This is a genomic window from Candidatus Stoquefichus massiliensis AP9, from assembly GCF_000455285.1.
In the GTDB taxonomy this organism is placed as follows: Bacteria; Bacillota_I; Bacilli_A; order Erysipelotrichales; family Coprobacillaceae; genus Stoquefichus; species Stoquefichus massiliensis.
Genome location: NZ_HG005285.1, coordinates 209,317 through 229,031, shown reverse-complemented (window position 1 = coordinate 229,031; position 19,715 = coordinate 209,317). Strand labels below are relative to the sequence as shown.

21 protein-coding genes are annotated in these 19,715 nt (G+C 29.0%); 19 read left to right on the top strand and 2 right to left on the bottom strand.

Going from position 1 to position 19,715, the window contains the following annotated elements:
- Nucleotides 1-535 (top strand): nickel pincer cofactor biosynthesis protein LarC2 (gene larC2 / locus BN350_RS18425; RefSeq protein WP_147573521.1); only part of this gene is annotated, 535 nt, incomplete at its 5' end.
- Nucleotides 536-573: 38 nt separating this feature from the next.
- Here larC2 and BN350_RS03335 read toward each other — a convergent pair.
- Together BN350_RS03335 and BN350_RS18420 are read right to left on the bottom strand one after the other, a co-directional pair.
- Nucleotides 574-1,344 carry a Cof-type HAD-IIB family hydrolase gene (locus BN350_RS03335; RefSeq protein ID WP_028042310.1) on the bottom strand — a complete coding sequence of 257 codons (771 nt, stop codon included), beginning with the start codon at nucleotides 1,342-1,344 and terminating at the stop codon, nucleotides 574-576.
- A 651-nt stretch (nucleotides 1,345-1,995) separates the two neighbouring features.
- Entirely contained in the window at nucleotides 1,996-2,550 is a 555-nt protein-coding gene (locus BN350_RS18420; protein ID WP_049945498.1) for an FRG domain-containing protein, read from the bottom strand.
- A gap of 240 nt (nucleotides 2,551-2,790) precedes the next feature.
- Between BN350_RS18420 and BN350_RS03325 the strand changes: the two genes are divergently transcribed.
- The 18 genes from BN350_RS03325 to rfbG form a co-directional block, all read left to right on the top strand.
- Nucleotides 2,791-3,699 carry an AEC family transporter gene (locus tag BN350_RS03325; protein WP_028042309.1) on the top strand — a complete coding sequence of 303 codons (909 nt, stop codon included), beginning with the start codon at nucleotides 2,791-2,793 and terminating at the stop codon, nucleotides 3,697-3,699.
- Between the two features lie 89 nt (nucleotides 3,700-3,788).
- Entirely contained in the window at nucleotides 3,789-4,859 is a 1,071-nt protein-coding gene (locus BN350_RS03320; RefSeq protein WP_028042308.1) for a site-specific integrase, read from the top strand.
- 313 nt (nucleotides 4,860-5,172) lie between these two features.
- The gene (locus BN350_RS19870; RefSeq protein WP_049945497.1) at nucleotides 5,173-5,685 is read left to right on the top strand and encodes a hypothetical protein; all 513 of its coding nucleotides are present in this window, start codon (nucleotides 5,173-5,175) and stop codon (nucleotides 5,683-5,685) included.
- A gap of 82 nt (nucleotides 5,686-5,767) precedes the next feature.
- On the top strand, nucleotides 5,768-6,301 hold the full coding sequence (locus BN350_RS03310; protein ID WP_081652826.1) for a PglD-related sugar-binding protein: 534 nt from the start codon (nucleotides 5,768-5,770) through the stop codon (nucleotides 6,299-6,301).
- Entirely contained in the window at nucleotides 6,301-6,915 is a 615-nt protein-coding gene (locus tag BN350_RS03305; RefSeq protein ID WP_028042306.1) for a sugar transferase, read from the top strand. Before BN350_RS03310 ends, BN350_RS03305 begins: the two co-directional genes overlap by 1 nt.
- Nucleotides 6,912-7,787, top strand: a complete 876-nt coding sequence (locus tag BN350_RS03300; protein ID WP_028042305.1) for an NAD-dependent epimerase/dehydratase family protein — start codon at nucleotides 6,912-6,914, stop codon at nucleotides 7,785-7,787. The genes BN350_RS03305 and BN350_RS03300 overlap by 4 nt, the downstream gene beginning before the upstream one ends.
- Nucleotides 7,784-8,887: a glycosyltransferase family 4 protein gene (locus BN350_RS03295; RefSeq protein WP_028042304.1), complete on the top strand. Its 1,104-nt coding sequence runs from the start codon at nucleotides 7,784-7,786 to the stop codon at nucleotides 8,885-8,887. Before BN350_RS03300 ends, BN350_RS03295 begins: the two co-directional genes overlap by 4 nt.
- An 87-nt stretch (nucleotides 8,888-8,974) precedes the next feature.
- A complete protein-coding gene (locus BN350_RS19865) occupies nucleotides 8,975-9,877 on the top strand; it encodes a glycosyltransferase family 2 protein (RefSeq protein ID WP_049945496.1) in 903 nt (300 codons plus the stop codon).
- Nucleotides 9,861-11,141, top strand: a complete 1,281-nt coding sequence (locus BN350_RS03285; RefSeq protein WP_028042303.1) for an O-antigen ligase family protein — start codon at nucleotides 9,861-9,863, stop codon at nucleotides 11,139-11,141. The genes BN350_RS19865 and BN350_RS03285 overlap by 17 nt, the downstream gene beginning before the upstream one ends.
- Nucleotides 11,138-12,088 carry a glycosyltransferase WbsX family protein gene (locus tag BN350_RS18405; RefSeq protein WP_196802946.1) on the top strand — a complete coding sequence of 317 codons (951 nt, stop codon included), beginning with the start codon at nucleotides 11,138-11,140 and terminating at the stop codon, nucleotides 12,086-12,088. The genes BN350_RS03285 and BN350_RS18405 overlap by 4 nt, the downstream gene beginning before the upstream one ends.
- The gene (locus BN350_RS21805; protein ID WP_196802945.1) at nucleotides 12,048-12,224 is read left to right on the top strand and encodes a glycoside hydrolase family 99-like domain-containing protein; all 177 of its coding nucleotides are present in this window, start codon (nucleotides 12,048-12,050) and stop codon (nucleotides 12,222-12,224) included. Before BN350_RS18405 ends, BN350_RS21805 begins: the two co-directional genes overlap by 41 nt.
- 27 nt (nucleotides 12,225-12,251) lie before the next feature.
- Nucleotides 12,252-13,484 (top strand): nucleotide sugar dehydrogenase, encoded by a 1,233-nt coding sequence (locus BN350_RS03275; RefSeq protein WP_028042302.1) that lies wholly within the window; start codon nucleotides 12,252-12,254, stop codon nucleotides 13,482-13,484.
- A gap of 4 nt (nucleotides 13,485-13,488) precedes the next feature.
- On the top strand, nucleotides 13,489-14,556 hold the full coding sequence (locus BN350_RS03270) for a GDP-mannose 4,6-dehydratase (RefSeq protein ID WP_028042301.1): 1,068 nt from the start codon (nucleotides 13,489-13,491) through the stop codon (nucleotides 14,554-14,556).
- Between the two features lie 53 nt (nucleotides 14,557-14,609).
- Nucleotides 14,610-15,227: a CatB-related O-acetyltransferase gene (locus tag BN350_RS18400; protein ID WP_044600089.1), complete on the top strand. Its 618-nt coding sequence runs from the start codon at nucleotides 14,610-14,612 to the stop codon at nucleotides 15,225-15,227.
- 322 nt (nucleotides 15,228-15,549) lie between these two features.
- On the top strand, nucleotides 15,550-16,542 hold the full coding sequence (locus tag BN350_RS19860; protein ID WP_049945495.1) for a glycosyltransferase family 2 protein: 993 nt from the start codon (nucleotides 15,550-15,552) through the stop codon (nucleotides 16,540-16,542).
- Nucleotides 16,527-17,948, top strand: a complete 1,422-nt coding sequence (locus BN350_RS03255) for a flippase (RefSeq protein WP_028042300.1) — start codon at nucleotides 16,527-16,529, stop codon at nucleotides 17,946-17,948. The genes BN350_RS19860 and BN350_RS03255 overlap by 16 nt, the downstream gene beginning before the upstream one ends.
- Nucleotides 17,949-17,963: 15 nt before the next feature.
- Nucleotides 17,964-18,740 (top strand): glucose-1-phosphate cytidylyltransferase, encoded by a 777-nt coding sequence (gene rfbF, locus BN350_RS03250; RefSeq protein WP_028042299.1) that lies wholly within the window; start codon nucleotides 17,964-17,966, stop codon nucleotides 18,738-18,740.
- On the top strand, nucleotides 18,722-19,715 hold a 994-nt coding region (rfbG, locus tag BN350_RS20880), incomplete at its 3' end, for a CDP-glucose 4,6-dehydratase (RefSeq protein WP_044600088.1). The genes rfbF and rfbG, both read left to right, overlap by 19 nt.

The window sequence follows — 19,715 nt, the reverse complement described above, 5'->3', positions numbered from 1 at the left end:
CTTTGGTGTTATGCCTGCCATGAATGTACAACGTATTGGCTGGGGATGTGGAACAAAGAATTTACGTATTCCTAATGTTTTAAAGGTGACAATGGGGGAGATCAAAGAAGAAGATCATGATCAAGTTATTGTTATAGAAACGAATATTGATGATTGCACAGGAGAAGTTTTATCTTATACAATGGAAAGACTCTTTACAGCAGGAGCATTAGATGTTTTCTTTACACCAATCTTCATGAAAAAGAATAGACCTGCTTATCGTTTGACAATCACATGTCAAGAAGAAAACATAGAAACTATGCGAAATATCCTTTTTAAAGAAACAACAACGATAGGAATGCGTTATCGACAAGAAAAAAGATTTGTCTTAAATAGACAAATCAAAGAAGTTGATACTCCTTATGGAAAAGTTCATATGAAATGCTGTGAACATCAAGGAGTCACATATGAATATCCAGAATTCGAAGATCTTAAAAAGATAGCCTTAGAAACAAACTTATCTATTCAAGATATTATAAAGTCAATTAATAAATAAACATAGAAAAACTGAGATATCGATTCTCAGTTTTTCTATTATAATAAATGATAATGTTTTAACGCCTTTAAAATACCATCATGTTCGACGTCATCAGTGACATAATCAGCAATAGCCTTTACTTCATTATTGGCATTTCCCATGGCAACACTGATTGCAACATGATTGAGCATTTGGATATCATTTCCACCATCACCAAAAGCCATTGTTTCACTTAAATCAATATCATAATGTTTAAGAAACTGATCTATACCATTTTGTTTTGTACCACCAATAGGGGAAATATCACAAAATAATGGATGCCATCTTGCTGAAATACAATGTGGCATAACTTTCATCAGTTCTTTTTCTTCATTTTCATCAACAAAACACATACATTGATAAACATTATGATGAACAACATCGCTACAATCACCAGCTGGATGATCATCATTATGTGTAATACGATGAATTTCATCTACACGCTCATCACGCATATTAAAATATTTCGTATGTTCTTCTGTAAAACCACATGGGAAAGGATGAGCATCTAAATAATTTAATAATGCTTTTAAATCTTGTGATTGAATTGTATTTTCATAAATCAATTGATCATTTGTATAACAATACTGTCCATTTAATGTAATATAACCATCAAAAGGAAAATCATTTAAAATATCTAAACCATCTTTACCTCTACCAGTTGCGATAAATAATTTGATGCCTTTTTCATGTAATTGTTGTAAAGCTATAAAGGTTGATTTAGGAATTTCATGTGTCTTGAAACTCACTAATGTTCCATCAATATCAAAGAAAATTGCTTTTATCATTATTATATCCTCCATATGTTATGATTATAATATTGTCTATGCTTGCAAAAAAACTGTTTTAAAAATTTGATTTGTATTATGATTTTTCAGAATTAATAATATGAGAAATAAAGGTTTTTAATTTTATCTTGTTTTAGGATAATGTATAAAACAAGGTGTTATCTGATATAGTGAAAGTGGTGTTTTTATTTGGATTTTAAGATTATTGATGTAATTTGACTAAAAATTTTTTAGATTTCTAGGTTGGAATGCTTAATATAATTACTCTATAGGACAAACTTTTATCAATTTCAAAAAGGGAATTTGTTCCATATATCATCTTCAAATTTTAATAGTTTGAATGTACAATTGATATATGTATAATTCACCTTTTCTGATTTTTTTATTTAATATCTTTGTTTGAATTAATAAAAATACTTTCTGTTGGAGTGTAATGTCTAGAAAGCCATTTACAAAGCCCATCTAATCCAGGATATATAGTTCTTTCGGTAATATTAATCTGATCTAATTTATCTCTAAATTCTAGTTTTTTATTAGCTGGAATAATTATTTTATAGAATAGATCAGGATGCTGTTTTAACCAATCATCAATAAGGGTTTCTGGGTTTGATAATATTGAGAAGAGTGCATATTGATTGATAATTCTATTATCTATTGAAGGAGGTTCAAAAAAAGAATAAAGGGTTGTTTGGAATCTTCTAATTTTGATAATTCTTTAAGATCTTTTACTTTTTCATATAATAGATCTACACTAAATGTATTTGCATTTTCAAAAGTTAATGCTGATTTTAGTTTGGTTGGTAGATAATCAATGCATTTAACAAAATCTAAACACCATATAGCTCCATCACAATCATAATGCTGAAAATTTTCGGTTGCAAAATGCAAAGCTACAAATGGAGAAAAAGTCCAATCTAATAATCTTGTTGGTAATCCATGATGTTGTCCTAATGATATAATTTCCCAAAAATTCTTTGTATTATTCATTTCCAAAGATGCATACTTTTTGAAGTTTCTGATTAATGCTTTTTCTAAATTGTAGTTATTTCCACATACACGTTGTAAACTAGTTTGCAAGTTATAATTACTATGTGATAAACCACGAAAAATAAAATTTGATCTATATCGTAAAATATCACCATTCCAACTTTTTAAGAAAACATAATCTTGAAATTCATTCCAACTATTAATTATAATCTCTTTCATTTTTATTTTAATCCTCCAATTTCTATAACTCATATTTAAACTATTTATATCTTAACATATAAATAGTTTAAATTCTATTATTATTCTAGCATAGATAATTTCTAATATTTTTAATTTGCTAATGCCAGTTTGTATAGTCCACATATGTTATATTAGAAAAAATTATTTTCATAATTTGATTGATTTTTTATCATATTCTTTTTCATTGATATAATAAAGAACGAAAGAGTGGGGATAGAAATGTTTGATGTTTTGATTAAATCTTTTACCTTTATTTTAATTATTTTAATTGCTTATACATTAAAGAAAGCGAGAGTTCTAAAAAAAGAAGATGCCAATGTACTTGCTACCATTATTATGAATATTACATTACCATGTGCACTTTTAACAAGTGCGAATGGGATAGAATTAGATGTGACTATTTTAATATTGATTGCGATAGGAATCATTTCTAATGTTGTGATGATTATGATTGGTTATGTAGCTAGCATGAAAGAGAATGCTAAAATGAAGGGTGCCTATATGATTAATACATCAGGATATAATATAGGAAACTTTGTTTTACCTTTTGTCCAAAGTTTCTTTCCTGGGTTAGGTGTTGTTTACTTATGTTCTTTTGATATTGGAAATGCTTTAATGGGGTTAGGAATCACTTATGCAGCAGCGGATCATGTCGCAAGTGGAGAAAATCATTTTGATATCAAAGAGTTATTGAAGAAATTATTTTCTTCTATTCCCTTTGATGTTTATGTACTCATTTTCATATTAGCAATCTTTAAATTACAGGTACCAACACCTATTTTAACTATTGCTTCAACCATTGGAGCAGGAAATAGTTTTCTAGCTATGTTGATGATTGGATTAATGTTAGAAATAAAAGTTTCATCTACAGAAGCAAAAAATGTCTTGAAGATTATTATATTGAGAGTCATTGGAACACTTATTATATCTGGAATCACACTTTTCTTACCATTACCACTACTTGCAAAACAAATCTTAATTATGGCTTATTGTGCTCCTTTATCAACTGTATCAGCAGTTTTTACAAGAAAGATTGGCTATCATGGAGACATGAGTGCAACAGCGAATTCATTAAGTATTGTGTTATCTATTGTATGTACAGTTATCTTATTATTGATATTTATATAATGATTTGTATTGTTTTTACTGGGACTATAAGATTTTTATAGTCTCTTTTTTTATTTCCAAGTAAAATAAGATGAGAAAGGAGGTTAAATATGGAAGAATTAAAAAATTATGAAGTGAAAATTATTTTGGGTTATGATCAAATAGGTCAACCAATATATACATCTATGTATACAGAAAGATATCCTGAAATAGAAATTGTTGATTGTAGAGTTCATCAAAAGAATAAAGAGATTATATTATTTCAAGATGTTCTAGAAAACTGGGTGCAATCTATTAGAGAAAGTGTAAAACCACAAAGTTTTAATAAATATCAATCAACAGTTCAACTTTATCTTATTCCTTATATTGGTCATATAGATATGAGAAGATTAAATGCAGTACTTATTAATCAGTATTTAGAAGATATGTCAAATAATGGGCGTCAAAATAAAGAAGGACTTTCTGAAAGTACATTAAAAATGATTGTTTTTGTTTTGAAAGAAACATTTCAATATGCTTATAATCATGGTATGAGAAATGAAGGTTTAGGGAAAATTGTTATTCCTAAAAAACATAAAACATCTTTTCATTTGCATATCTTAGAAGAAAAAGATCGAAAAAAATTAATCAATTATATTTCTGATCATCCTTATCCATTATATGTTGGTATAGGATTAAGCATGTGTTGTGGTTTACGAATTGGAGAAATATGTGCATTGCAAGGAAAAGATATAGATTTCAAGAAAAGAACAATTCATATCCATAGAACAATGCAAAGAATAAAAGTAGAAGATAGTCATCATAAAACATCGATCATTATATCATCACCTAAAACAAAAACATCAAAACGTATTATCCCTTTACCACAATTCATTTATGAATTGTTAAAAAAGATAAATTACCAAGAAGAAGCCTATATCTTATCAGCCAATAAAAATTATATAGAACCGAGAAGATTATCAAGACATTTTAAGAAATTACTAAAAACTTTAGATATAGATGACATTAATTATCATAGCTTAAGACATACCTTTGCTTCATTATGTATAGAATCAGGAATGGATGATCGTACATTAAGTGAAATACTAGGACATTCTAGTGTTAATATGACATTAAATCGTTATGTTCATCCCCATTTAAAAATAAAACATGAAATGATGAATAAAGTGATCTTTAAATAAAAAAGTCTAAGAATATACTATTCTTAGACATAATTTGTGACTTCTGTACTATTATAAGTTAAAATAAATCATTTTGCAACTGGTTGTTTCTATGAAATAGCTAAATTACCTGTGATTTCTATTGATTATCTAACAAATTGTCCTGAAATATATCCTAGAATAGTATATTCTGCGATAGACTTCAGTACAATATTTTTGATGAAGTAATCACTGACTAGCGCATGTTATGGAGTTAAAATGTTCATAGGTTTTGTAGGTGTAACTGTTTTTGTGTAAAGTTACACTGGCATTTTACTGTCTTTTGGAGGTAGGTATGCTGAATTGGTTTGTTATTGAAGTTAATTTTGAAAATGAAAATAAAATACTTGATATCTTAAATTCGGATCTTTTTCAGTCTTCTGTAAAAAGATCTTTTATTTTGAGAAGAAAGCAGTTAAAGAGTTTTGGTAGTGAATGGAAGTTATATGAGTTTGATGTTTTAAAGGGTATTATTTTTTTAGAAATCACTGATTTAAATTTATTTAAAAAGACAATAGTAAAGTGTAAAGAAATCTATGAATTAAATCATCATGAAAAATTGAGATTAATGAAATTAAAAGAGTATGATTTATTATTTTTAAATAAGTTTAACTCTACGACTATAGAGAGTTCTATAGGAGATATAGTCAATGGGAAGATTGTTGTAAAAGATGGACCTTTAGTAGGTTGTGAAGATATGATAAAGAAAGTTGATCGTCATAAACGATTAGCTTTTTTTAAATATAAGTTTTCTTTTAATCAATCTGATATATGTTTGGGATTAGAAATCAAGAATAAAACAGTATAAGGAATGGGGAATCATTATAAAAAAGTTATTAATTGTAGGTAGTGGTGGTCATGGCAGATGCTGTCTTGATATTGCTAGAGATATGAATCTTTATGAAGAAATTGCTTTTCTTGATGATGAGCATATGAATGAGGTTATTAATGAATGTAAGGTGATTGGTACTCTTGATGAAATGAGTTCCTATTATTCTGAGTATACTGATATCTTTATTGCAGTAGGGAATAACAAGCATAGAAAGAAACTATCTTTGCAGGCTAAGGAAGTTGGTTATCATTTAGCTTCTTTAATCAGTCCTGATTGTTATATATCAAGATTTACTAATATAGGTGATGGCATTGTTGTTTTTCCTCATGCAGTGATAGAAGCAAATGCATCTATTGGCGAGGGATGTATCATTACATCTCATGTAACAATTAATCATGATGCGGTAATAGAAGATTACTGTTTAATCTATTCTAATGCAGTCATTAGACCTAATACTTTTATTGGTTCTCTATCAAGAATAGGGAATAATTGTTCTATTGCTTTTGGAACAAAACTAAAAACAGGTAGTGATATTAAGGATGGTTCAGTTATAGAACCATCGGATGAATATAGCTTTGAGGTGGGAGTATGATTTACAACAATTATATAAAAAGAATGATAGACTTTATTCTATCATTAATAGGGCTTATTATATTAAGTCCTGTTTTTATTATTCTCTGTATCTGGATCAAGATAGATTCAAGAGGACCAATACTGTTTAAGCAAAAGAGATTTGGAAAGAATAAATCTTTCTTTTACATCTATAAGTTCAGAACAATGTCAATAGATACACCAAGTGATATGCCAACACATATGTTGGCTAATCCTGATCAATATATTACTAAAACAGGAAAGTTTTTAAGGAAAACATCACTGGATGAGTTGCCACAGATTATTAATATATTGAAAGGTGAAATGGCAGTTATAGGACCAAGACCAGCATTATGGAACCAGGAAGATCTTATAGAAGAAAGAGATAAATATAAAGCCAACGATATCAAACCAGGCTTAACAGGCTGGGCTCAGATTAACGGAAGAGATGAACTGGAGATAGAAGTTAAAGCTAAATTAGATGGAGACTACGCCAAACGTATGTCTTTTTTGCTTGACCTGAAATGTTTCTTTGGAACAATTACTTCTGTATTAAAGCATGAAGGTGTTGTAGAAGGAGGAACAGGAGAACTTCATAAGGAGGAAACCTTATGAAGAAGATACTAATAACAGGAGCAAACAGCTATATAGGAAAATCATTTGAGAAGTATATGGAACAGTATGATGATTATCAGATAGATACATTAGATATGATGAATCCAGAATGGAAGAATCATGACTTTTCAACATATGATGTAGTTTTTCATGTGGCAGGCATAGCACATGCAGATGTAGGACATGTCAGTGAAGAAACTAAGAAGCTTTATTATAGAGTGAATACTGATTTAACTGTTGAAGCAGCAAGTCTTGCAAAACAGTCAGGAGTCAGGCAGTTTATCTATATGAGTTCTATTATCGTTTATGGAGAAAGTGCACCCCTTGGAAAGAAAAAGATTATTACACCTAAAACAAAACCAACACCTGCAAATTTCTATGGTGACAGCAAGCTACAGGCAGATTTAAAATTATCAGAATTAAATGATGATAATTTCAGAGTCTGCATATTAAGACCACCAATGATTTATGGACCAGGATGTAAAGGAAACTATCAGATGCTTTCTAAACTTGCAAAGAAACTGCCAGTATTTCCAGATATAAAGAATGAAAGAAGCATGCTTTATGTTGGAAATCTCTGCTACTTTATAAAGGAATGTATAGATACTCAAAACTATGGAATATATTTTCCACAGAACAGTGAATATATAAGTACATCACAATTAGTCAAAGAAATAGCAATTATTAACAATAAAACAATACATTTAACAAAACTGCTGAATCCATTTGTTTATATAGCATCCAAGATACCAGGTAAGATTGGTAGATTGTGCAACAAGGCATTTGGAAATATGTGCTATACACAAGAAAATCTAATAAATGAATATTCAATTGAGCAAAGTGTAAAAGAAACGGAGGAAAGAGTCTTATGAAAAAGAGAATTCTGTTTCTGGTTAACCATGATATTGTTATTTATAATTTCAGGAAAGAACTTGTAGAAAGATTACTTTCTGAAGGATATGAAGTATTCATATCTTCACCTTATGGAAAGCGTATAGATTATCTAATAGATATGGGTTGTCAATTCTGTCCTATTAAAATAGAAAGACATGGAACGAATCCATTTAAGGATCTAAAGATCATTAGAGAATATAAAAAACTAATTAATGAAATCAAACCATATGCTATATTGACATACACAATTAAGCCAAATATCTATGGTGCAATAGCAGCAAAGAAAAGCAAGGTAAGAGTTTTAGCAAATATTACAGGGTTAGGAACAGCAGTAGAGAAAAAAGGAATATTGCAAAAACTAACAGTATTATTATACAAATATGCTTTTTCAAATATTAATACAGTATTTTTTCAAAATGAAGAGAATATGCAATTCTTTCAAAAAAATAAAATTGCTTTAGATAAACATACATTATTACCTGGATCAGGTGTTAATCTTGAACAGTTTCAACCATTAGAATATCCCAATACTGAGACTATTGAGTTTGTATTTATATCACGAATCATGAAAGAGAAGGGCATAGATCAGTATTTAGAAGCGGCGAAATATATTAGGAACAAATATCCAAATACAAAGTTTCATATATGTGGCTTTTGTGAAGAAGAGTATGAAGAAATACTAAAATCTTATGAGACGCAAGGAATTATTAAATATCATGGGTTAGTTGATGATATTAGAGAGATATTAAAGATAACACATTGCACAGTACATCCTACTTATTATCCGGAGGGAATGAGCAATGTATTGCTTGAAAGCTGTGCATGTGCTAGACCAATCATCACTACTGATAGAAGCGGATGCAGAGAAATAGTAGATGACAAGGTTAATGGTTATGTGATTGGAGAAAGGAATTCCCAAGACTTAATAAATAAAATAGAACAATTTATTAATCTGTCTTCAAATGAAAAGAAGAAAATGGGATTAAATGGAAGAAGAAAAGTAGAAAAAGAGTTTGATAGAAAAATAGTAATAGACAACTATATGAGAAAAATAAAAGTGTTTAAGCGCTTTGGTTGATATATGCAGAAAGAAAATTAATATTAATCATATAAGTAAATTTGTTGTCTATTATAGTTGTTATATATGAAAGGAGAATAAAAATAAATGAGTGATTTAGTTAGTGTAATTATTCCAACATATAAAAATATAGATAAAATTTGTGATGCAATAGAGTCGGTGATTAATCAAACATATAAAAATGTTGAAATTATAGTTGTGGATGATAATATTCCAAATAGTGATTATAGAAAAAATACAGAAAAGAAATTAAAAGAATATATAGAATCAGGTAAAATTGTTTATATTCAAAATGAAAAAAATAAGGAGAGATCATTTACAAGAAATAATGGAGTCAAGCATTCTCATGGGGATTATATAATGTTTTTAGATAATGATGATGTTTTTTTTGAAAATAAAATTGAATCTCAATTGCTTTGTATGAAAAAAAAGGGTAAAGAATTTGGAGTTTGTTACTCAAATTATATAAGAAAGAAAGAAGGAAAATTAAAGTGGGTTTGTAAAGAAAAGAGAGAAGGAAATATGTTTTTTGAAGTTCTAGCAAGAAATTTGCCTATTCATCCAGGATCAAATTTGATGATAAAAAGAGAGTTTTTCGAACAAGTGGGTGGATTTAATGAGAATATGTTTATACATGAAGATATAGATTTACTTGTGAGATTAATGAGAATATGTAAAATCGTATATTGTGATACACTTGGATTACAAGTAAATCTACATGATTATCCAAATACATTTGATTACTATAATACTACTAGTAACTATGTTAGATGTGAGAAATATTATATTGAACAGTTAAGTAGTGAAGAAAAATCAAAGTTTAGAACTTTGATAGGTTTACAGTTAGTAAGATTTTATATTGTAAGAGATCCATTTTTTGCTATAAAAATTATTTTTGATTACCATATTTCTTTTATAAATTTAGTACATTATTTTTTTTATGCATTTAATAGATATCTAAGGAAATCGGCATATGGGTTTAATATATAAAAAGGTATATAGTGATATTTTAAAAATAGACAGCAAAAAGATATTTAATATAATTTTGTTATTGATTTTTTTGCGACCTCATTTTTCAAATTTAACAAGTGTTGTTTCAACATATCTTATCGATTTGATAATTATTGGACTACTTATGATAACTTCATTTAAAAATAGAAATGGAAAAATTAAAATTAATGAAAACTTAAGTAGATATTTTCTTTTAATGTTAATGTTAATTATACCAATGTTATTTAATATATTTTTTATTGGTGGTGATTTTGTAGGAATAATAGATTATGTAAAAATAGTTTATTATATAATTGTGTATATATGTCTAGTAAATTTATTGGCAAAGATTGATTATAGCGAAGAGGAAATTATAAGAATGATACAGAAATATTTTTATATAAATGTTTGTATCGCATTAATACAACTTTTTTCTATTCCTGTAATAAGTAATGTAGTCCATTTCTTTTTTGGACAAGATAAATTAAGAGATTTGTATTCGGGATACTCTAGGGTATATGCTACTTTTTATAATGCCAATTGGTTTGGGGTATATTTAATATTTTATTTCTCAATAATAAATTCTTTATTTTTTAAAAATAAAATAATTATTTTCAAATATTTAATAAATGTTTTTTTATTAGCTATCATGCTAATTATTTCAGGATCACGTACCTCTATGATTGGTGCATTAATTTGTTTTACAATACAATTATTTCTTAATATGAAAATAAAAAATATATTGAAATTTTTTGCTTTTTTTGTTCCTATTGTAATTGTTGTTGTATGGGGAGCCAATCAAGTAGATTATCTAGCGAAAACTATAGGTAGGTTTACAACATTCTATGATTCTATTTTGGGGAATGGTAGTTTTACAATAAAGAACCTTGCTAATTCTAGATATGATTCTTGGATGCAAACTATTGAACTAATTAAAACATCACCAATCGTAGGTCGAATTGACAGTAATATAATCCCACATAATACTTATTTATTGTTTATGCTTGATTTTGGATTATTTGGTTTTTTAACTTTTGTTGTTTCTTCTCTTGTTAGTGCTTATAATTATATGTTAAAAAGAAAAGTATATAAAAATGTTTTTTTTACTTCAATATGTGGATTCGCACCTAGTTTCTGCATTGTTTGTATGTCAGGAGATTATTTTTTTTCAACACAAGTAATGATAATGATTGTGTTTCTCATAGTATTAGATGATGTTTTTATGATGAAAAATAGATTAGTAGAAAAGAGGGAAAATATATGATAAGATCCATTGCATTTTATTTACCACAATTTCATCCAATAAAAGAAAATGATGAATGGTATGGAAAAGGGTTTACAGAATGGACAAATGTAGCGAAAGCTAAACCATTATATAGGGGGCATTATCAACCCCATGTCCCTGCTGATTTAGGTTTTTATGATTTGAGACTAAAAAGTGTAAAAATAGAACAAATTGAATTGGCTAAAAAGTATGGAATAACAGCATTTTGCTATTGGTATTATTGGTTTGGAAATGGTGAACAAATTTTAGAAAAACCGGTTTGGGAGATGTATAATGATAAATCAATTGATTTTCCATATTGTATAGCTTGGGCAAATCATTCTTGGGAAAATAAACTTTGGGATAGTAAAGGTAATAATAAACTTTTAAAGGAACAAAAATATTTAGGTGAAGAGGATTATATAAAATTTTTTAAAAATGTTTTACCTCTATTAAAAGATGAAAGATATCTAACTATAAATAAAAAGCCAGTTGTAGTTATATATAAGCCATTAGCTTCACCAGAAATTAAAATACTTATAGATACTTGGCGAAAATTGGCAATAAAAGAAAATCTAGAAGGAATTTATTTTATAGGAGAAGATAGATCAAATAGGGAATTAAACAAAATTATTAGTTATGGATTTGATGCTACATATAATAATAACACAACTGAAATACATCATAATTTATCAACATTCAATAAACTACGTTTATATTTTGAATGTAAATTTCTAAAAAAACCAATGATATTTAAATATAAGGATGCAATTAAATATATGGTTCCAAAAGAATCAAAAAACGAAAATATTTTTCCGTGTATTGCCCCAAATTGGGATCACTCACCACGAACTGGAAGTAAAGCAATTATCTTAGATAACTGTAATCCAAAATATTTTTATAAAGTTGCTAAAAAAAGCAATTTTAAATGTACGTCAAAAATCTGAAGATAAAAAAATTATATTTATTAAATCATGGAATGAATGGGGCGAAGGAAATCACTTGGAACCTGATTTAAAATATGGATTAGGATACCTAGAAGCTTATAAAAAAGCAATAAGTGAATTTGAAAATATTAAATAGGATTATATATTTTAAAGGGAGAAATATATGAAAATTATAGTTGCAGGAACAGGCTATGTAGGCCTGTCATTAGCTGTGCTTTTGGCACAGCATAATAAAGTCAAGGCAGTAGATATCATTCAGGATAAGGTTGAAAAGATTAATAGTAGGATATCACCTATCCAGGATGATGAGATAGAAGAATATCTGACAAATAAAAAGTTAGATTTAATTGCTACAACAGATGGTGAATCAGCATATAAGGATGCTGAAATGGTTATCATTGCAGCACCAACTAACTATGACTCAAAGAAGAACTTCTTTGATACAAGTGCTGTTGAATCTGTTATTGAAATGGTTATGAGAGTTAATCCTGATGCTATTATGATCATCAAGTCAACCATTCCAGTTGGCTATACGGAAAGCATCAGAAAGAAATATAATTGTGAGAATATTCTATTCAGTCCAGAGTTCTTAAGAGAATCCAAGGCTCTATATGATAATCTCTATCCGTCAAGAATCATTGTTGGATGTCCTACAGATGATGAAAGACTATACAAGGCAGCCAAGAGGTTTGCTTTTTTATTACAGGAAGGTGCCATCAGGAAGGATGTTGATACACTGATTATGGGACTCACTGAAGCAGAAGCAGTAAAACTGTTTGCCAATACATATCTTGCATTAAGAGTCTCATACTTTAATGAACTTGATACCTATGCTGAAATGAAGGGACTGGATACTCAGTCCATCATTAATGGAGTTGGATTGGACCCAAGAATTGGCGATCATTACAACAATCCATCATTTGGATATGGTGGTTACTGTCTGCCTAAGGATACAAAACAGCTTTTAGCCAACTATGATGATGTCCCACAGAATCTGATAGAGGCTATTGTAGAATCCAATCGTACAAGAAAGGACTTCATAGCTGAAAGAGTATTGGAAAAAGCAGGATATTATACAGCATCAAGCCAGTATGAAGAGGATAAAGAAAAGCATGTTGTGATTGGTGTCTATAGATTAACAATGAAATCAAACAGTGATAACTTCAGGCAGTCATCCATTCAGGGAGTCATGAAGCGTATCAAGGCAAAAGGTGCAGAGGTCATCATCTATGAACCAACACTTGAAGACGGTTCAACATTCTTTGGAAGCAGAGTAGTCAATGATTTAAACAAGTTCAAGGAAATGAGTGACAGCATACTGGCCAACAGGTATGATGACTGCCTTGATGATGTAGAGGAAAAGGTCTATACAAGAGACCTTTTCAGAAGGGACTAGGACTATGCTTGAGAAGAACATCAATTTAGAAGGTAAGACAGTTCTAGTAACAGGAGCAGCAGGATTCATAGGAAGCAATCTCGTACTGGAACTGTTAAATACAGTAGATAATATTCATATCGTTGGAATAGACAATATGAATGACTATTATGATGTGTCATTAAAGGAATACAGATTGGAACAGATTAGCAAATGTCTAGAAGCAGTATCAGGGACATTTGTTTTTATTAGGGATTCAATCGCAAACAAAGAAATAATTAATAGTATATTTGATGAATATAAGCCATCAGTCGTTGTTAACCTAGCAGCACAGGCAGGCGTAAGATATTCCATTACAAATCCAGATGCCTATATAGAATCCAATATGATAGGCTTCTATAATATACTGGAGGCATGCAGACATAATGAAGTAGAGCATCTCGTCTATGCGTCAAGCTCATCAGTATATGGAAGCAATAAAAAAGTACCATACAGTACAGAAGACAAGGTAGACAATCCAGTATCGCTTTATGCAGCAACCAAGAAATCGAATGAACTGATGGCACATGCCTATAGCAAGCTTTATAACATACCATCAACAGGACTGAGATTCTTTACAGTGTATGGACCAGCAGGAAGACCGGATATGGCCTACTTTGGCTTTACCAATAAGCTGAGAAATAATGAAACAATCAGGATATTTAATTATGGAAACTGCAAAAGAGACTTTACGTATATAGATGATATAGTGGAGGGTGTAAAAAGAATCATGCAGGTCGCACCATTAAGGCAGAATGGAGAAGATGGACTGCCAATACCACCCTATAAGGTCTATAACATAGGAAACAACAGTCCAGAGAATCTGCTAGACTTTGTAGATATCCTGCAGCAGGAACTTATCAAAGCAGAAGTCTTACCAGCTGATTATGACTTTGAAACTCATAAGAGACTGGTAGCAATGCAGCCAGGAGATGTACCAGTCACATATGCAGATACTTCAGCATTAGAAAAGGACTTTGGATTTAAACCAAGTACAAGTCTAAGAGAAGGACTAAGAAGTTTTGCAGAGTGGTATAAGGAATTTTATAAATAACATGAATAATAAGTTTTTGTCAGTATAAAATATGATTGGAGATTATATGTAGAATGTTAAGAGGATTGAAGAATTTATATATAAGATTGAAGTGGAGAAAACATAATAAAGAGAATCAAACTTTCCCAGTTAATAGGTTTAATTATAATTTAGTTGATGTAGGAAAGTATACTTATGGAGGTTTGACAGTACTAAGTTTTAATGAAAATAGTAAATTGTATATTGGAGCTTATTGCTCTATAGCATCTGGAGTTATTTTTAACTTATCTGGGGATCATGCTGTAGATAGAATATCTACATATCCTTTTAAGGCAAAATGCTTAAAAACTGATATGTTTGAAGCGGTATCTAAAGGAAATATATATATTGGAGATGATGTGTGGATTGGACAAAATGCTATCATTATGTCTGGGGTTTGTATTGGACAAGGTGCTATCATAGGGGCTGGTGCAATAGTTACAAAAAATGTCCCTCCTTATGCAATAGTTGGTGGGATTCCTGCTAATATTATAAAGTATAGATTTCATAAAGATATCATAAATGAACTTATTAAATTAGACTTTAATAAATTAGATTTTAAAGTTATATCAAATAATACTTCTTTATTTTATAAAAGCATAAAATCGTCTGAAGAAGCTAAAAGAATAGTAACAAAATTAATGAAATCTTAAGTGTGGATTTTTATAAAATTATTGATATCACAATAGGAAAATCTAAGTTATATAAGTATTCACAATGGATTAGGATAGTGGTTTGCAGATAACATTCTAACTATAAGAAGTTAAAATGTAATATTAGTTTTAATTGTTAAATCTATAAAATTTATAAATTATTTATCAATAGAAGATAATTATAGTTACTTAAGAAAGTAGTATAGAAAAATTTATATTATGTTTTAATCAAAATATATTAAAATACAAAAATTATTCAATAGATAATATTAAGTAAAGAGAAGATATTTTAAAAAAATAGATTGAAAAAGAGAGGTATATAATGAGTAAATTATTGACAATAGCCATACCAACTTATAATCGATTGGATCAATTAAAAAAAAGTTTACCATTTATTCTTAAACAAATAGATTATAAAGAAATAGAATTAATTATATATGATAATTGTTCGACAGATGGAACAGATAAATATATAAAAAATTTAATTATGAAGGGTGAAAATATTGTATATTATAAAAATGATGAAAACTTAGGTGCAGACAGAAATTTTTTAAACTGTTTTGACAAAGCAAGTGGTAATTATGTATGGCTTATTGGAGATGATGACTACTTACTCTCTGGTGCTATAAATAGTATTATTTCATGTTTAAAATTAAATCCTGATTTGTTACATGTTAATTCGTGCATATTAAAAAATGATTCCCCAATTACAATAAAAAATCCTCGTTTTAAGGAAGATGGTATTTTAGTTTATCAGAATAAAAATGAGTTTCTTGAACAAATAGGTATATTTATTACTTTTGTTTCTGGAATAATATATAAAAACAAACTAGTAAAAATGATTAAGGATAAAGAAGATTATATAGGAACTTATTTTTTGCAATCACATATTGCTTTGAAAGCTATGACAAATGGAAAAAAATTTATTATCAATACAAAAAATTGCATTGCTGAAAGTGGAAACGAAAAAATCAATTATGATTTATATTATGTGTGGTTTAACTGCTTTTATAAGCTCTTATATGAGACGGGTATTAAAGCAAAATTTGATGAAAATACTATTAGGACTACATATATAAATTCTGTCAATAATTATGTATTCTATTTTGTTTTACAATATAGAGTGAGCTGTAGAAGACAAAATTTAAACTGGGAAAAAAGATATGCCTTTAATATATTAAAACTATTTCCAGAACTGAGAAATGATTTTATATTTGTATTAAAATCACCAGTATATATTTTATATTTCTATAAATTTTTGTTAATAATAATTAATTATCTTAGGAGGTTAAATAAATTATGCAAAATAGACTAGAAAAAAATACTATATATTCTTTTATAAAGTCCTTTTCGCAAGTCGTTTTTCCTTTAATTACTTTTCCATACATTTCAAGAGTGCTTCAAGCAGAAAATGTTGGAAAAATAAATTTCTCCACGTCTATTATTAGCTATATTGGATTAGTTGCATCATTAGGTATTTCTACATATGCAATCAGAGAATGCTCTAAGGTAAAAAGCAGTAGAGAAGAATTAAATAAAGTAACAAGCGAAATCTTTAGTATTAATATAATTACGACTTTAGTTGCATATATTATTTTAATATTAGCTCTAATTTTTTTTAGATCATTACAAGCCTATAAGGAATTAATTATTATATTAAGTGTATCAGTGCTTTTTACGACTTTAGGTGCTGATTGGTTAAATACTGCAATGGAGGATTTCAAATATATAACTATAAGAACTTTTGTTTTTCAGATGTTTTCCTTAATTTCTATGTTAATGTTTGTTAAAAGTTCAAATGATTATTTAAAATATGCGGTCATTACTGTGATTTCTACAAGTGGTGCAAATATTTGTAATTTAATTTACAGAAAAAAGTATTGTTCTACAATGTTTACTTTAAAAATCAATTGGAAAAGGCATTTTCGACCTATTTTGCTATTATTTGCTTTAATTATGTCACAAACAATCTTTGTAAATAGTGATATTACAATATTAGGAGTTATAAAAGGAAATTTTGAAGTAGGATTATATAGCACTTCAGTCAAAATATATTCTTTAGTAAATACTACAATATCTTCCATTGCATGGGTTGTCATGCCTAAAATGTCTTATTTGTTTCAAATAGGAAACTATAAAGAAATAAATAAATTGTATAAATATGCTTTTAACTTCATTGTTGTAATAGGATTACCCTGTATAGTGGGAATAAATGCGCTATGTCATGAAATTATTGAAATAGTTGGAGGAAAAGAGTATTTAGGAGCAGTACTTTCGTTAAGAATTCTTAGTATTTCTTTAGGCTTATCATTAATAGGTGGATTAATTGGAAATATAATAATGCTTCCTTCTGGAAAAGAAAGTATATTTTTAAAAGCAAGTATTATATCTGCTTTTTTTAATTTGATATCTAATATTTTATTTATTCCTATTTTTGGTTTAAATGCAGCTGCTACAACAACAGTTTTTTCACAGTTGATAATGGTTATAATCTTGTATTTAAACATTGATAAAAATATTAAAATACAAAATATTCATAAACTTTTATTGTCTCCAGTTATAGGTAGTGTATATATAAGTTTAATTTGTATTGTAATACATTTATTAATTTCTAATTTATTAAAAAAAGTAATTATTAGTATCCTCTTAAGTATGAGTGGTTACTTAGTAATATTAGTATTATTAAAAAATAAATTTATTTTAGGATTTGTTAGACATTAAGGGAGGGAATTTTAAATGAAGATAGTCTTATTGGCAGGAGGTTTTGGCACAAGAATTAGTGAGGAATCTCACTTGAAACCAAAACCAATGATTGAAATTGGAAATATGCCAATCCTCTGGCATATTATGAAGATATATAGTTATTACGGATTCAATGAATTTGTTATCTGTGCTGGCTATAAGCAGGAAGTGATTAAGCAGTGGTTTGCAAATTACTTCATTCATTCGAGTGATATCACTTTTGATTTCACCAAGGGTGATGAAGTCATTGTTCATCATCAGAACAGTGAGCAGTGGAAAGTAACAGTTGTTGATACTGGACTGAGCACTATGACTGGCGGTCGTGTCAAGAGAATTAAAGAGTATATAGGTGATGAGCCTTTTATGCTGACTTATGGAGATGGAGTCTCAGATGTCAATATAAATGCTCTTTTTAATTACCATAAATCTCATGGCAAGATTGGGACAATGACGGTCTATAATGCTGGTCAGAGATTCGGAGTCATTGATATGGATGGAACTGGTACAATTCATCAGTTCAGAGAAAAATCTAAGGATGATGGTTCAATGATTAATATTGGATATATGGTTATGAATTCTGAAATATTTGAATACATAAAAGATGATGACACTATATTTGAAAAGGAGCCGCTGGAAGCATTGGCTAAATTAGGAGAACTGAAAGCCTATCGGCATGATGGATACTGGCAGTGCATGGATACAAAAAGAGATCATGAGGGATTGAATAAACTGTGGGAAGAAGGTAAAGCACCATGGAAGATATGGAAATAAGATTTAAGGAGTTTTATAAAGGAAGGAAAGTACTGATAACTGGACATACAGGTTTTAAAGGAAGCTGGATGTCTTTTCTTTTGCATCAGTTAGGTGCAGATGTCACTGGTATAGCACTTGAGCCATTAACTGAGCCTGCACTTTTTAATATCCTTAAATTAGATAATAAGATTGATTCAAGAATAGTGGATATAAGAAATCTGGATTCAATGATGAAGGTATTTGATGAAGTCAATCCAGAAATAGTCATTCATATGGCAGCTCAGCCATTAGTTATTGATTCATATAGGAATCCAGTCTATACATATGATGTGAATGTTATGGGAACAGTAAACATCTGTGAATGTGTAAGAACACATTCATCAGTCAAGTCATTCGTTAATGTGACAACTGATAAGGTTTATCAGAATAATGAATGGGTGTATGGCTATAGAGAGAATGACAGATTGAATGGATATGATCCATACAGTAACAGCAAGTCATGTTCTGAACTTGTCACTGATTCCTATATAAAGTCATTTCTTAATGATTTAGATATTGCAGTTTCAAGATGCAGAGCAGGTAATGTCATTGGTGGTGGAGACTTCAATGCCAACAGAATTATACCAGACTGTGTGAAGTATACAGTTAACAAAGAAACTATAAAGGTCAGAAATCCTAATTCAACAAGACCATATCAGCATGTACTGGAGCCAGTTGTTTTTTATTTATACTTGGCAATGTTCCAGTATAAGGATAAGAAATATGCTGGAACATACAATATAGGCCCAAATGAAGCAGACTGTGTAACAACGGGAGAGATAGTTTCATTGTTCTGTGATGCATGGAAGGAAGATTCATCATGGGAAGCAACTGACTATAATGGACCTCATGAAGCAAACTTCCTGAAACTTGACTGCTCAAAGGCAAAAAGTTATCTGGACTGGAAGCCAATATGGAATGTAGCAAAGGCCATTGAAATGACTGTTGAATGGT